This window comes from Mucilaginibacter sp. P2_A5 (genome assembly GCF_056404995.1).
This window is the reverse complement of sequence record NZ_JBFUCY010000017.1, coordinates 126,099-140,715: the sequence shown is the minus strand read 5'-3', so window position 1 is coordinate 140,715 and position 14,617 is coordinate 126,099. Positions and strand designations below refer to the sequence as shown.

The following is a 14,617-nucleotide window of genomic DNA, read 5'->3' as shown; positions in this document are numbered from 1 at the left end:
CTATTTAAGCGATATTTAGCCAAACACAACTATTAACTATTGGTCCAGCTTACCCCCTCCAAACGTACCTGGAACGCATTTAAGCGTAATAAAATTGCCATGGCCGGGCTTGTTTTCATAGCGATAACCTTATTGGTGGCCATATTGGGGTATTTGATAATGCCCGATAACACCCCGCAAGCCAATAACATGACTATACAGCTGAGCATTAAAAAGCCCGGCGCAAAATTCATGATGCTGCTTATACGCAAAGGCGAGCAAGTAGATACGATGGGGTTTTTTAACAGGATGCTTTTTGGGCAGCCGTCATTTTACAGGGAAGTACCAATTACAGGGTATTACTTTAAACAGGATTCCATTCATGTAAGCGAATATATTGGTAATGAGGATAAACCCGACCAAAAAGCCTATAATATTTTTGAAGTGGTAACAGGTATTAAACCACGATATCATTTTAACAAGGTATTGTTAAACCCAACGCTCACCTGCGAAAAAACCGCGGAGATATATAAAAACTTTAGCGATAAAATTAAAAGCGAACAGGTAATCACCAAAACCTTTTGGCTGGGCACCGATGTTTACGGCCGCGATTTATTGAGCCGCCTGTTACTGGGCACCCGCATTTCATTGGCAGTTGGCTTGATGTCGGTGATAATCAGTATGTTTTTAGGAGTAACCATTGGATCGGTAGCCGGCTATTTTGGCGGATGGATTGACGCCGCTTTAAGCTGGGTAATGAACATATTATGGTCGTTACCGGCATTGTTGCTGGTTATTGCCATATCGTTTGCATTGGGCAAAGGGCTTTGGCAAATATTTATTGCGGTGGGCTTATCCATGTGGGTTGAAGTAGCCCGCCTGGTACGCGGCCAGGTAATGAGCCTGAAGCAGGTTGAATATGTAGAAGCTGCCCGCGCCCTTGGCTTCAACAACAGGCGCATTATTACCAAACATATTTTGCCTAATATAACCGGGCCTATTTTGGTGCTGGCATCGTCAAATTTCGCATCGGCTATTTTGTTAGAGGCAGGGCTTAGCTTCCTGGGCTTTGGTGCACAGCCGCCAATGCCTACCTGGGGTGGCATGATTAAGGAACATTATGGCTATATCGTAATGGATTCGGCTTTCCTGGCCATTACGCCGGGGCTGGCAATTATGCTGCTTGTGTATGCTTTTAACCTGGTTACCGTTGGTTTACGCGATGCATTCGATATAAAATCACAAAGTACGCGCATTTGAAAATATTTTTTTTACTTTAGTCAGGCGACTAAAAACAAATGCAATACAAAGACGACAGTTCTGGCGAAGACGAATTAATAAGGCTGTTGCTGAAACGGCAATCTGAGTTGAATTCCTTATTGGAGATCACCAGGGCTATTAATAAGAATACTTCTACCCCAATCCTGATACAAATGCTGGAGGTTATTCTGCAAAATTACCTGCAGGTTGGCAAGCTTCGTTTCCTTATAGAAAAGGAAAATAAGTTTGTATGCATCTCTAAATATGGCGGCGAAACAGAATCGGCCATGGCTTTGGGCAGGGCTTGTGATAAATTAAGCAAAGTTAAATCGCCGGTCGCTATATCCGATCACCAGGATATTATCTTGCGCAAGTACAATTATTTTATTCCGATATATCATAAAAGCAAGGCCCTGGCCTATGCGCTTATCGGCGATTTTGATACATCGGGCGAGATGCTAAGCAACGATCTTAACTTCATCCAAACCCTGATGAACGTGATCATAGTAGCGCTGGAGAATAAAAAACTATTTAAAGAGCGTTTGCAATCAGAACGTTTTCAGCGCGAAATGGAGCTTGCCGTTGAAGTGCAGAATATGCTGATACCGCTCAGGATCCATAAGGATGATGCCGTTGAAGTTGGCGCTAAGTACCTGCCCCATCAAAACATCGGCGGCGATTATTTTGATTTTATCCGTCTTAACGAGCATGAGTTTTTATGGTGTATTGCCGATGTATCCGGCAAAGGAATATCGGCGGCATTGTTAATGGCAAACTTTCAGGCCAGCCTGCACGCCTGGGCAGCGGTGGAAGATGACCTGACCAACATTATTGACCGCCTTAATAAAATAGTGCTCAACAATACCAAGGGCGAGCGGTTTATTACCCTGTTCCTGGCACGTTACAATCAAAAGAAACGGAAACTCAATTATATAAACTGCGGCCATAATCCTACTATTCTGTATGCCGATGGCGAGGCTATCCCTTTAAAGCTGGGCACTACAATGATTGGCGTTTTTGAAGAACTGCCTTTTTTAAACGAAGGAGAGGTTGATATTGAACCAGGCAGCCTTATTGTAAATTATACCGATGGTTTAATGGATTTTGAATCAACCAGCAGCAAGGTTTGGAATGAAGAAAAATTGCTTTCGTTTGTAAAAGCCCATGGCAATTTACCGCCCGATAATTTTAACGATCTTTTGTTAGATCACCTAAGCCTCGGGCATAAAAGTAAACCTATAGACGATATTACCCTGCTTACGCTGAAGATATTTTAGAGACGCAAATTTCACGAATTGAAGCGAATTTAACCACACGAATAGGCGCGAATTGAATCGAATTTCACGAATTCCGATCTAATGGTGTTAATGAATTTTTCTTCGGTCTTGATACTTGATACTAACTACTCGATACTAAAAACTCTATCTTTGCCATAACATGTTAACAGCAAGGTACCAGTATGAATTGATTGAGGCGGGATGTGATGAGGCTGGCCGTGGTTGCCTTGCCGGGCCTGTGTTTGCAGCAGCTGTTATTCTGCCCCATGATTTTGATCACGATTTACTGAACGACTCCAAGCAGGTATCCGAGGATATAAGATACCGGTTACGCGCAGAGATTGAAGAACGGGCAATAGCCTACGCCGTGGCATCGGTTGATAATTTCGAGATCGATGAAATCAACATCCTCAATGCGTCTTTTCTGGCAATGCACCGCGCTATCGAAAAATTGCATATACCGCCGCAGTTTTTAATTATCGATGGTAACCGGTTTAATAAGTATAAAAACACACCGCACGCCTGTATTATACAGGGTGATGGTAAATACTTCAGCATCGCGGCGGCATCAATATTGGCCAAAACCTACCGGGATGATTACATGTTAAAAATTGCGGCCGAACATCCTGAATACGATTGGCACACCAACAAAGGCTATCCAACCATAAAACATCGCGAAACCGTTATGAAAATTGGGTTTACGCCATATCATCGTAAAACTTTCAGGGTGAGCGACCCGCAGCTGAGTATTTTTTAAGATACTTTGGGCATATGTTTTGATAACCCCTTTCTGGTTGGTATTTTTGTGACAAACCCATCAATCATTTGAAGATCCTTATTTTAACCCATCGTGTCCCATTTCCGCAAAATGGCGGATATGCCATTGTGGTGTGCAATACCATAAAAGGATTAATTGTGTTGGGGCATGAAGTGTCGTTGGTGGCATTAAACGCGCAAAAGTATAACAGCAGTTATTATGAAAAAGACGAGCTGGAAGATAAAATAAATTATACCTCGTTTAAGATCAACATCAACGTATCTGTGGTTGATGCCGCCGTTAACCTGTTCCGCAAAAAATCAAACAATGTTGATAGGTATTACGATGCCGAGTTTGAAAAACTGCTTATTCGGGAGTTAAAGCAAACGGCTTATGACATTATCCAGTTTGAAGGTTTGTTTGTTACGCCCTACCTGGCATCTATCCGCAAGGTATCAAAAGCCAAACTTATTTACCGGTCGCATAACATTGAGCACCAGGTTTACGAAAGGCTTGCGCATCAAAAAAGCGACCTGCTGAAAAGGTGGTACCTGCGCATGGTTGCCCGGCGCATTAAAGATTACGAATTACAACAGCTTAACAAGTTTGATGCAATTGCTGTATTTACCGCTGAGGATAAAAAAACCATCCTGTCATATGGCACCACCATTCCGGTGGAGATTTTCCCTGTGGGAATTGACCTTACCAGGTATCGGCCCGATTTTAGTAAAACAGAGTTCCCAAGCTTGTTTTTTCTTGGTTCGCTGGATTGGCTGCCCAACCGCGAAGGGATAGAATGGTTTATTGATAATTTTCATAAAGATCTGACGGAGGGTGATTTGCGTGTTAAATTTTACGTGGCCGGGCATAACATTCCCGAGCGTTTTGATGACTACGAGGTAATGGGTAAAATATTTATCCAGGGCGAAGTTGACGATGCTTTTGAGTTTGTAAACAGTAAAGCCATCATGATTGTTCCGCTGCTGTCAAGCGGTGGTATGCGGGTAAAAATTGTGGAGGGAATGGCCATGCAAAAATGTATCATATCTACAGCCCTGGGGGCCGAAGGTATAAACTTTACCAACGGCGCCAATATCATGATAGCCAATGACCAGGACGAGTTTTACCATGCTATTGAACGTTGCATATCCGATGAAGAGTTTTGCAAAAGTGTAGGCCTGAACGCACGTAAGCTGGTTGAGCAGCAGCATGACGTGAATAAGGTAGCTAAGGATTTGGTCAAGTTTTATAAAACGTTAGGAGCCCCTCCCAAACCCTCCCCGAAAGGGAGGGCTTCAGAAAAGTTTCCTCAGCCAGGGGAGATTTAGAGGGGGCAAATTCTCTTCAAAATAATTACCTTTGCCGCTGATTGAACTGACCGCATGAAGAATACTGCTTTAACCGAAGTACATTTAAAAACAGGCGCCAAAATGGTGCCATTTGCCGGCTACAATATGCCCGTGCAATACGTAGGGATTAACGCCGAACATGAAACCGTGCGCAAGGCGGTAGGCGTGTTTGATGTAAGCCACATGGGCGAGTTTATTTTGAAGGGCGATAACGCGCTTGACCTTATCCAACGGGTTACAAGTAACGATGCTGCTAAATTATATGATGGCAAAGTGCAATACTCCTGCCTGCCAAACGAAGACGGCGGCATTGTTGACGATTTGCTGGTTTACCGTATTGACGAAAAGACTTACATGCTGGTAGTCAACGCGTCAAATATTGATAAAGACTGGGACTGGATCTCGAAATATAATACCAATGGCGTTGATATGAAAAACATATCCGACCGTACTTCGCTATTGGCTATCCAGGGCCCTAAAGCGGCCGAAGCCTTGCAAAGCCTTACCGATATTGACCTGGTATCAATGGAATACTACACCTTTAAAAAGGGAACTTTTGCCGGAGTTGATAACGTGCTTATTTCGGCTACAGGCTACACCGGGGCTGGTGGTTTCGAGATTTATTTTGAAAACCAGTATGCAGAGCAGATTTGGGATGCAATTTTTAAAGCCGGCGAGCCATTCGGCATAAAGCCAATTGGTTTGGGCGCCCGCGATACCTTACGTTTAGAAATGGGTTTTTGCCTGTACGGTAATGATATTGACGATACCACATCGCCATTAGAGGCCGGCCTTGGCTGGGTAACCAAATTCAATAAAGAATTTACCAACGCCGAAGCTTTGCAACAGCAAAAGCAAGCCGGTGTAAGCAAAAAACTGGTTGGTTTTGAAATGATAGATCGCGGTATCCCGCGGCATGATTACCCCATTGTTGATGCCGATGGCAATAACATAGGAAAAGTAACATCGGGCACACAATCCTACTCGCTGCAAAAAGCAATAGGCCTTGGCTATGTAAAAACCGAATTTGCCAAAGAAGGCACCGAGATTTACATCAGCATAAGGGATAACAAGGTAAAAGCGAAGGTTGTAAAGCCGCCTTTTTATAAAGCTTAAGCCCCCTAACCCCCTGAAGGGGGAACCAGAGTTTGAAACTCTAATTTATAATTGAAACACATGTCTGAAAATACCGATAACCAAACTCCCCCTTTAGGGGGTAGGGCGGCACACGTTTGCCTTACGCCTGCTTTGTTACCACTTTTTAATGTGGAGGAATACATTGTAGTGGTTATTGATATTTTCAGGGCAACATCATCTATATGTTATGGTATTGAAAACGGTGCTGCGGCTATTATCCCGGTATCACAGGTTGAGGAGTGTTCCGCGTATAGAGAGAAAGGGCTGGATTACCTTTTGGCAGCAGAGCGCGACGGGAAAATAGTTGATGGCTTCGATTTTGGGAATTCACCTTTTTCTTACACTGCCGAAAAAGTGGCCGGTAAAACGGTAGTACTTACTACTACCAACGGCACGCACGCGTTGCATTTATCGCGTGCAGCTAAAAAAATCGTCATCGGCTCGTTTCTTAACCTGACAGCATTAAGCACCTGGCTAAAAACCCAGGATCAAAGCGTGCTCCTGGTATGCGCCGGCTGGAAAAATAACTTTAATCTGGAGGATACCCTTTTTGCCGGGGCTGTCATCGACCAATTAAAAACTGACGGGTATGTTTTAGACGACGCCGCCCTTGCTTCCAACGATTTGTACCAGTTAGGCAAGCACGACATCAACAATTACCTCAAAAAGACATCCCACGGCGAGCGGCTTAAAAAATTAGGTATCCAAAAGGATATCGACTTTTGTTTACAGGTAGATATTACAACGGCCATCCCGGTTTTGGATGGGGAGCGGCTGGTGAAGCTGCAGCAATAAAAATAGGAGAGTATTAGCGTACTTTTATTCGGCATCCTTTTCCTGTTTTCTTTTTCTTGCCCATCTTCTGAACCACCAAAGCCCTATAAGCGCTATAACTAAAACCGGCCACAGTGTTATTATGGTAAAAAACAAACCTTGTACAATATCCCAGCTTTGGGTTATTGCCTGCTTAAACCGGTAGCTAAAACTGCTTTCGCTATTTGTTCGTTCGCCTTGTTTATTATAAAAAGTGATATCGAGCGAGCTGAAAGCAACCTGGCGGGTCATATAATTTAGCTGCCCCTGAGTCGATTCAATATCCGTACGGATTTCGGCTATCTTGTCTTCTATCTCTAACAGGTCGCTTGTTTTTGTAGCCCTTCTTAGCAAGTCCAGGTACCTGCTTTCTAATACCTGTTTATTTTTTAACCGGGTTGCAATGTCAATAAAATCCGAAGTAACATCTTTCCTGCGGATGTTTTTAGTATCGATGCTATCACCGCTGGCCTGCAACGCATCCAGGAACCTGTCGAAATTTTTGGCCGGCACGCGGATTTTTAAATCAAACTCTTTTTGGCTGTTGTCGCCGCCGTTGGTTTCTGTTTCTTCGGCTACATAACCGCCAAGGCTTTGTAATGAATTTACTATTTTTTGCTTTGCAGCGTTAAGGTTGCCGGTATGGAAACGGATCTCGCCTTCCTTAATGATCTTTTTTGAAGTATCTATCGTTTCTTTTTGAGGTGATACGGTTTTATCTGCGGTTGATTTAGCTGAAGAATTTGCGCTGCCTATGTTCTTTTCTTCTGCCACAGGCGGCAGAGCCAGTATCGCGTCTGTAAGCTGCATTTTTGATGGCTCACTTTTCTTTTCGCAGGCGCAAAGTGCAAACAATAAAGTAAATGAAATGATATAAGTTTTCATAATAAGGAAGTTTAGTTTTGAGATTTAACGACACTTTCCTTATTAAAGTATTTAAAATTCGAATTTTAACAAATTTAATTCTGTTAAATAGTAAAAATAAATATATAATTTGGCAGCCGCTATTTCAGCTTCTCGTTATTCTTATGCCGGTCGGCGTCACGGATGCTTTTCTTTTCCATATTCTTCTCCAGTGCATCCGTGAGGTCGATACCGGTTTGGTTAGCCAGGCATATCAGCACAAAAAGCACATCCGCCATTTCATCTGCCAGGCTAACCTCTGTATCCGATTTTTTAAATGATTGTTCGCCATACTGCCTCGCCATAATGCGGGCCACTTCGCCCACTTCCTCCATCAAAATAGCCGTATTGGTAAGCTCATTAAAATACCTGATACCCATGGTATTTATCCACTTATCTACAAGATGCTGTGCTTCTTTAATTTCCATACACGAATTACACAAATTTTATCGAATTACACCAATCAAGTTCATTTAACCGAATGGATCAAATTATTACACGTTGATAGGTAAGCGACGGTGTGCCAAAATTTATAACAATTCCCAGCTTTAAACCTGAGGCTTTGAGGTAGTTTAATGTTTGCTTGATGTGAGGATCGCCTATATTGCTTGCTGCTTTTATTTCAAGTATAATACTGTCAAAAACAATAAAGTCGGCTACAAAGAAATGTTTAAGCTTCTGCCCTTTGTATACAATTGTATATGGAGTTTCCCTTGAAAACAAAATGCCGATTTTTTCAAACTCAAATTCCAAAGCATCTTTATAAACAGCCTCCTTAAATCCATGACCCAATATCTTATGAACTTCAAAACAAGCGCCCATTATTTTATAGGATTCTTCTTTGAACAATATATCAGTCATAAAAATGAGATGGACGCGAATTTACTATTATACACGAATTTCACGAATGGAATCTAATTTTCACTAACCCAGCGATGAATAAATTCGTGAAATTCGCCTAAATCTGTGAAAATTCGTGTTTATTCCATTCGTGAAATTAGATAAAATTAGAAAAACTGGTGTGCAATTAGTGTGTATCCTTATCCCTTGTATCCATCACAATGGTTACCGGGCCATCATTCAATAAGCTAATCTTCATATCGGCCCCAAAAATTCCGGTGGCTATTTTTTTACCTGTGATATTTTCGAGCGTTTTTATCATTTGCTTATACATCGGTATTGCCTTATCAGGTTTTGCCGCCCGGATAAATGATGGCCGGTTTCCTTTTTTTGTTTGGGCAAATAAGGTGAATTGCGATATCAGCAATATGTCGCCATTAATATCGGCAAGGGCTTTGTTCATCAGGCCTTTTTCATCGCCAAAAACGCGCATGCCTGCAATTTTATTGGCCAGCCAGTTTAAGTCCTCTTCAGTATCAGCATCCTCAATACCCAGCAACACCAGGAAGCCGGCGCCAATTTGCCCGGTTATTTCACCCTCAACTTTGCAACTTGCTTCGGTAACCCGTTGTAATACTGCTCTCATATGCACACGAATGTCACGAATGTTTGCGAATTTCACTAATTCAAATGAATTAATTTATCCGCGCTCATCAAATTAGTGTCTATTCAACTCAGCTCGAAAGATTCGTTTATATAATACTTTATCTATCGGATTTGTGTCAATTCGACCCAATTCGTGAAATTCGTGTGCAGAAAAATCCTTAAGTTCGCAACCGCTATTATTTTTTTACTGATAGGTTCACAATGACTACTAAAAGAGGCTTTACAACTACCCTATTACATGCCGACCGCCTGGGCAAGCCAGAGCATGGGTCGTTACATAAACCAATCCACACTTCGGTTACTTACGGGCACGAGGATGTACAGGATTTGGTTGATATTTTTCAGAACAAAAAGAAAGGTTACGCTTACTCGCGCCAGGGAAACCCTACGGTTACCGCATTGGAGTATAAAGTAACCCAAATGGAAAAGGGTTTATCTTCTATCGCGTTCTCTACCGGTATGGCGGCTATTTCGGCCACCGTTATGGCATTGATAAAACATACAGATCATATAGTAGCCAGTTCGTTTTTATTTGGCAACAGCCGCAGTATTTTTCAAACGTATATCGACTTAGGTTTGGATATTACCTTTGTTGATGCTACAGATGTTGAAAACGTACGCGCCGAAATAAAAGAAAATACCAAGCTTGTTTTTGTTGAAACCATTGCCAACCCCGCCACGCAAATTGCAGATTTGGAGGGCATTGGCACACTTTGCAGCGAAAAGGGAATTTTATACGTGGTGGATAACACCATGACGTCGCCTTACCTGTTTAATCCAATTGATGTAAAGGCAGGCCTGGTCATCAACTCGTTAACCAAATACATTGGCGGCCACGGCAATGCTTTAGGCGGTAGTGTTACCGATACCGGCTTGTTTGACTGGAGTATATACCCCAATATTTTCCCGGGCTTTAAAACCCAGGTAAAACCCGAAGCTTTGGGTATGACGCAGATTCGTAAAAAAGGACTTCGCGATGCAGGTGGCACTTTATCGCCCGAGGCTGCGCACTCTTTATCTGTAGGATCAGAAACACTGGCCTTGCGTTTGGAGCGGGCTTGTAATAACGCGCTGGCATTGGCTACTTATTTTGAAAGCCATCCAAAAATTAAAAAGGTATTTTATCCGGGACTGGAAAATCACCCGCAACATGAGCGTGCCGGTAAGTTATTTGCCAAATTTGGCGGGCTGATGAGCATCGAGCTGGACGACAGTATTGATTGCCTTGCATTTTTAAACAAACTACAACTGGTAGTAAAATCAAGCAACCTGGGCGATACCCGCACCCTGGCCATTCCCGTAGCCCAAACCATATTTTTTGAGCTTGGTGCCGAGCGCCGTGCCGAAATGGGCATCCCCGAAAGCATGATCCGCCTATCGGTAGGTATCGAAGATTTGGATGATTTAGTTGAGGATTTTAAGGCGGCTTTGGGGGAATAAGGCGTTTTGGAGCAAGGATTGAGACAAACGCCATCGAGCTTTTTCTTGATTTTTGCCTCTAGCTCTTGATTCTTCCCTAAGCCCTCGTATCATTCCCATGATAAATGCTCAAATAGCTTTCATAGCGCGATAGTTCAATATCGCCATCTTCCAAAGCTTCCAGCACAGCGCAGCCGGGTTCGTTAATATGACGGCAGTTGTTAAAGCGGCATTGGTTCATGCGCGAGCGCATCTCCGGAAAAAAGTGACTTAGTTCGTTTTTTTCTATATCGATAACACCTAATTCGCGGATGCCGGGGGTGTCAATAATAAAGCCGCCCTGGGGTAGTTCAAACATTTCGGCAAAGGTGGTGGTGTGCATGCCTTTGTCGCTCCACTCAGATACCATGTGGGTACGCAGGTCAAGGTTGGGTAACAGGGCATTAATCAGGCTTGATTTACCTACGCCGGAGTGGCCGGAAAACAGCGTTACCTTATCTTTTAAAAGTTCCTGTACTTTATCAATGTTGGTGCCTTCCAACGCCGATACTTCAAAGCAGGGGTAGCCAATTTTTTCGTAAATGGCTTTCAGGTCGGCCAGTATTTCCAGGCCTTCGTCGCTAAACAAATCTACTTTGTTCAATATCAATCGGGCAGGTATATCATAAGCCTCGGCAGTAACCAAAAAACGGTCGATAAATCCTAATGAGGTGCGTGGCGAAGCTAAAGTAACTACCAACAGCGCCTGGTCCAGGTTGGCAGCAATTATCTGGGCCTGCTTGCTCAGGTTAATTGCCTTGCGGATAATATAGTTTTTACGCTGGTGTAGTTTGGTAATTATGCCATTTTCCTGCTCAGGTTCCATTTCAAATTCCACAACATCGCCCACAGCCACGGGGTTGGTGGTAGTGATGCCCTGCATCCTGAATTTTCCTTTTATCCGGCAATCAATCCGTTGGCCATCGGGTGTTTGCACCTGGTACCAGCTTCCGGTTGATTTTATGAGTAGTCCCTGCATAGTAATATAGGTGTCAAAAGTAGCAAATACTACGCATACCATTGTTAAGCCGGCGGAAATCGGTTGTAAGATTCTATAAACCTTAAATACAACAACGTGTTTAAAACCTGGAATGTTCCAAATGTCAAAGGAGTAGGGGATGTGCGATTGTTTCCCTAGAAAAGAGGAGAAAGGGGTTAATCAGGCGTTCAGACGGTTTTGAAGCGAAAGCTCCGGCTCTCGAATCCCTGCTTTTTCGCCTGCTGTTGCGTTTTTTATTTTATGACAATTCGTAAGCCATTGATTTTTAACAACATGCAATTTTTGGCTGTTTCACCTGTTGCGCAACGCAACAGTTTCGGATCATATTTTTAATTAAAAGGTGCTATAGGCTTTCAAACACTCAGGGTTTAATGCATCGCTATTGCCAATAACCTAAGTCATTTTTAAAAAAGTAAAATAAAGCTTGCTTATTATAAAAATATCTATTTACTTTGTCGACATTATAAGTATGACAATTAACAACACCATTATTACAACAATTATTACCACCGGCATAAAACACGGAGGAAGATAATCGTATGGTGTAAAACATAAACAAAAGAAACCAAATGAAGCCTTCCTCCACAAACGAGGAAGGCTTTTTTATTATTTATATTGCTAAAACCAAACAATGAAAGTTTTAAAATTCGGTGGCACATCCGTAGGTTCCGCCGCAAGTATCCAAACGCTTTTAAACATATTAAAAGGCGAAGTAAAAAATGAAGTGAAGCCGGTTGTTGTATTATCGGCGATGGGCGGGGTAACCAACCTGCTGGCCTCGATGGCCGAAGATGCCGCCAATGGTAAAGAATTTACCGCCCAACTGGCCGAGCTGGAAAGGCGCCACTTTGAAGTAGTGAAAACCCTACTTGATGTGCAAAACCAAAACCCGGCCTTTACCCGGTTAAAAATTCACTTTAACCAGTTAGAGGAATTGCTGCAGGGTGTACTAACCTTACGCGAGCTTACCCCAAAAACCCGCGACCAGGTGCTAAGCTACGGCGAACGCTGCTCAACCATTATGGTGAGCAAAATTGCTGCCCAGCATTTTAAAGATGTATTATACGTTGATGCCGCCGATGTAATTAAAACCGATAGCGCTTTTGGCAATGCCAAAGTAAACAACGAGCTTACAGAATTGCTGATTAAAACACTGCACCAGGAAAATAAAGATAAAATATTGTTTGTTACCGGTTTTATTGCTGGTAACGATGCCGGCCAAACCACCACTTTAGGCCGCGGTGGCTCTGATTATACCGCTGCTATCTTCGGTGCGGCGTTAAACGCTAAAGAAATTCAGATATGGACGGATGTAAACGGTATGATGACCGCCGACCCGCGCATGGTTAAAAAAGCATTCTCATTAACAGAACTTACCTATACCGAAGCCATGGAACTTTCTTACTTCGGCGCCAAGGTGATCTATCCGCCAACCATGATCCCGGCTTTCCTGAAGAAGATCCCTATCGTTATCAAAAACACTTTTGAGCCGGAGTTTGAAGGCACGGTGATCCGCCATGATTGTAAAGCATCAAGCCTGCCTATTAAAGGGATCTCCTCTATCAACAATATCAGCATCCTTAATTTGGAGGGTAGCGGCATGGTAGGGAAATCAGGTTTTAGCGGCCGGTTATTCTCGCTATTGGCAAGGGAACAAATCAACATCATCTTAATTACCCAATCTTCCTCAGAACACAGCATCACCTTCGCGGTACAGCCACAGGATACCGAAAAGGCTAAACAGCTGATAGAGCAGGAGTTTGAACTGGAGCTATTAGCCAAAAAACTGGAACACCTGGTTATCGAAAAAAACCTGGCCATCCTTGCCGTAGTGGGCGAAAACATGAAGCAAACGCCGGGCATGTCGGGCAAGTTGTTCCATGCGTTGGGCCGTAACGGGGTTAATGTAAGGGCTATAGCCCAGGGTTCGTCGGAGTATAACATCTCGGTTATCATTTCGGCCCAGGATCTTTCAAAAGCCCTCAATGCAGTACATGATGCTTTCTTTGTACAGCTAACTAAAACGCTTCACGCTTTCTGTTTAGGTACCGGCAACATTGGTAAAACCTTGTTTGCCCAGCTAAATGCCCATACCGATTATCTGAAAGATAATAACGGCATCCAGGTAAAAGTTGCCGGCATCAGCAATACCCGTAAAATGACTTTTAACAGCGATGGTATTTCTTTAGATACCTGGCAAAATGATGTAGAGGCATCACCATACAGTGCCGATTTGAAAGAGTTTATTGCCAGGATGAAGGCCATGAACCTGCCAAACTGTGTGTTTATTGACAACACCGCAAGCCCTAAGCCAATTGAGTTTTATGAAGATGTGTTCAAGGCTAATATTTCGGTTATCACCTGTAATAAAATAGGGAACTCGGGTAGTTACGCGCAATACCGCACTTTTAAAGATACTGCCCGCCGCCATGGAGTCGATTTCTTTTACGAAACCAACGTAGGTGCAGGTCTGCCTATCATCAACACATTAAAAAACCTGATGAACAGCGGCGATAGGGTACAACGTATAGAAGCTATTTTATCGGGCACCATATCCTTTATCTTCAATAATTTTAAAGGCGATGCCAATTTCCATGATGTGGTGAAAGAGGCGCAGGAAAAAGGCTATACCGAACCCGATCCGCGCGACGATTTGAGCGGTAAAGATTTTATGCGCAAAATGCTCATCCTGGCCCGTGATGCAGGCTACGCAATGGAAGAGGCAGACGTTGATATTGAAAGCGTATTGCCAAAAGCCAGCCTTGAAGCAAAATCGGTAGATGATTTTTATGCCACCCTTAAAACAGAAGACGCCCACTTTGCAAAGCTAAAAGACCAGGCCGAAAAAGATGGCAAAGTATTGCGCTACATAGGCAAGCTGGAGGATGGTAAAGTAACCATCACCCTGCAAATGGTTGATGAAAACCACCCTTTCTACATGCTATCGGGCAGCGACAATATTATATCGTTTACTACCGATAGGTACAAAGAACGCCCACTGGTGGTAAAAGGCCCGGGTGCCGGTGCAGAAGTAACGGCGGCAGGTGTATTTGCTGATTTGATAAATTTGGGAGCGAATTAAAGCACATTCCCTTAAGCCCCCTAACCCCCTGAAGGGGGAACTATAGTTTGATGCCCCCCTGCCCCCTAAAGGGGGAGGAATAGTTTGATAAATATT

Annotated in this window: 13 protein-coding genes; 8 read left to right on the top strand and 5 right to left on the bottom strand. The window is 43.2% G+C overall.

From position 1 onward, the window contains the following. Positions 1-39: 39 nt before the first annotated feature. From AC1DXF_RS16625 to AC1DXF_RS16600, 6 genes are all read left to right on the top strand, one after another. The gene (locus AC1DXF_RS16625; RefSeq protein ID WP_477449846.1) at positions 40-1,239 is read left to right on the top strand and encodes an ABC transporter permease; all 1,200 of its coding nucleotides are present in this window, start codon (positions 40-42) and stop codon (positions 1,237-1,239) included. Positions 1,240-1,277: 38 nt separating this feature from the next. Further along, a complete protein-coding gene (locus tag AC1DXF_RS16620; protein ID WP_477449845.1) occupies positions 1,278-2,516 on the top strand; it encodes a PP2C family protein-serine/threonine phosphatase in 1,239 nt (412 codons plus the stop codon). 160 nt (positions 2,517-2,676) lie between these two features. Further along, complete coding sequence (locus AC1DXF_RS16615) at positions 2,677-3,273, top strand: ribonuclease HII (protein WP_477449844.1); 597 nt, start codon at positions 2,677-2,679, stop codon at positions 3,271-3,273. 68 nt (positions 3,274-3,341) lie between these two features. Further along, positions 3,342-4,601 (top strand): glycosyltransferase family 4 protein, encoded by a 1,260-nt coding sequence (locus AC1DXF_RS16610; RefSeq protein ID WP_477449843.1) that lies wholly within the window; start codon positions 3,342-3,344, stop codon positions 4,599-4,601. Positions 4,602-4,655: 54 nt separating this feature from the next. Continuing rightward, a complete protein-coding gene (gcvT, locus tag AC1DXF_RS16605; protein ID WP_477449842.1) occupies positions 4,656-5,738 on the top strand; it encodes a glycine cleavage system aminomethyltransferase GcvT in 1,083 nt (360 codons plus the stop codon). 60 nt (positions 5,739-5,798) lie between these two features. Beyond that, a complete protein-coding gene (locus AC1DXF_RS16600) occupies positions 5,799-6,554 on the top strand; it encodes a 2-phosphosulfolactate phosphatase (RefSeq protein WP_477449841.1) in 756 nt (251 codons plus the stop codon). Between the two features lie 24 nt (positions 6,555-6,578). Here the strand turns inward: AC1DXF_RS16600 and AC1DXF_RS16595 are convergent, their stop codons facing one another. The 4 genes from AC1DXF_RS16595 to dtd all read right to left on the bottom strand — a co-directional run bounded on the left by AC1DXF_RS16595 (position 6,579) and on the right by dtd (position 8,961). After that, positions 6,579-7,457: a DUF4349 domain-containing protein gene (locus tag AC1DXF_RS16595; RefSeq protein ID WP_477449840.1), complete on the bottom strand. Its 879-nt coding sequence runs from the start codon at positions 7,455-7,457 to the stop codon at positions 6,579-6,581. A gap of 119 nt (positions 7,458-7,576) precedes the next feature. Next, the gene (locus AC1DXF_RS16590; RefSeq protein ID WP_477449839.1) at positions 7,577-7,903 is read right to left on the bottom strand and encodes a nucleotide pyrophosphohydrolase; all 327 of its coding nucleotides are present in this window, start codon (positions 7,901-7,903) and stop codon (positions 7,577-7,579) included. 58 nt (positions 7,904-7,961) lie between these two features. Then, a complete protein-coding gene (locus AC1DXF_RS16585) occupies positions 7,962-8,336 on the bottom strand; it encodes a GxxExxY protein (protein WP_477449838.1) in 375 nt (124 codons plus the stop codon). A 166-nt stretch (positions 8,337-8,502) separates the two neighbouring features. Further along, positions 8,503-8,961, bottom strand: a complete 459-nt coding sequence (dtd, locus tag AC1DXF_RS16580) for a D-aminoacyl-tRNA deacylase (RefSeq protein ID WP_477449837.1) — start codon at positions 8,959-8,961, stop codon at positions 8,503-8,505. A gap of 221 nt (positions 8,962-9,182) precedes the next feature. Between dtd and AC1DXF_RS16575 the strand changes: the two genes are divergently transcribed. Then, positions 9,183-10,421, top strand: a complete 1,239-nt coding sequence (locus tag AC1DXF_RS16575) for a cystathionine gamma-synthase family protein (protein ID WP_477449836.1) — start codon at positions 9,183-9,185, stop codon at positions 10,419-10,421. Positions 10,422-10,497: 76 nt separating this feature from the next. Here the strand turns inward: AC1DXF_RS16575 and rsgA are convergent, their stop codons facing one another. After that, positions 10,498-11,418: a ribosome small subunit-dependent GTPase A gene (gene rsgA / locus AC1DXF_RS16570; RefSeq protein WP_477449835.1), complete on the bottom strand. Its 921-nt coding sequence runs from the start codon at positions 11,416-11,418 to the stop codon at positions 10,498-10,500. Positions 11,419-12,070: 652 nt separating this feature from the next. Between rsgA and thrA the strand changes: the two genes are divergently transcribed. Beyond that, positions 12,071-14,521, top strand: coding sequence for a bifunctional aspartate kinase/homoserine dehydrogenase I (thrA, locus tag AC1DXF_RS16565; protein WP_477449834.1), 2,451 nt, complete (start codon positions 12,071-12,073; stop codon positions 14,519-14,521). The last annotated feature ends 96 nt before the right edge of the window (positions 14,522-14,617 follow it).

Bases quoted from the DNA above. Each gene is read 5' to 3' on its own strand.
- AC1DXF_RS16585 (WP_477449838.1), bottom strand. From the start codon at position 8,336: ATGACTGATATATTGTTCAAAGAAGAATCCTATAAAATAATGGGCGCT.
- thrA (WP_477449834.1), top strand. From the start codon at position 12,071: ATGAAAGTTTTAAAATTCGGTGGCACATCCGTAGGTTCCGCCGCAAGT.
- gcvT (WP_477449842.1), top strand. From the start codon at position 4,656: ATGAAGAATACTGCTTTAACCGAAGTACATTTAAAAACAGGCGCCAAA.
- AC1DXF_RS16575 (WP_477449836.1), top strand. From the start codon at position 9,183: ATGACTACTAAAAGAGGCTTTACAACTACCCTATTACATGCCGACCGC.
- AC1DXF_RS16595 (WP_477449840.1), bottom strand. From the start codon at position 7,457: ATGAAAACTTATATCATTTCATTTACTTTATTGTTTGCACTTTGCGCC.
- AC1DXF_RS16590 (WP_477449839.1), bottom strand. From the start codon at position 7,903: ATGGAAATTAAAGAAGCACAGCATCTTGTAGATAAGTGGATAAATACC.
- AC1DXF_RS16620 (WP_477449845.1), top strand. From the start codon at position 1,278: ATGCAATACAAAGACGACAGTTCTGGCGAAGACGAATTAATAAGGCTG.
- dtd (WP_477449837.1), bottom strand. From the start codon at position 8,961: ATGAGAGCAGTATTACAACGGGTTACCGAAGCAAGTTGCAAAGTTGAG.
- AC1DXF_RS16615 (WP_477449844.1), top strand. From the start codon at position 2,677: ATGTTAACAGCAAGGTACCAGTATGAATTGATTGAGGCGGGATGTGAT.
- rsgA (WP_477449835.1), bottom strand. From the start codon at position 11,418: ATGCAGGGACTACTCATAAAATCAACCGGAAGCTGGTACCAGGTGCAA.
- AC1DXF_RS16600 (WP_477449841.1), top strand. From the start codon at position 5,799: ATGTCTGAAAATACCGATAACCAAACTCCCCCTTTAGGGGGTAGGGCG.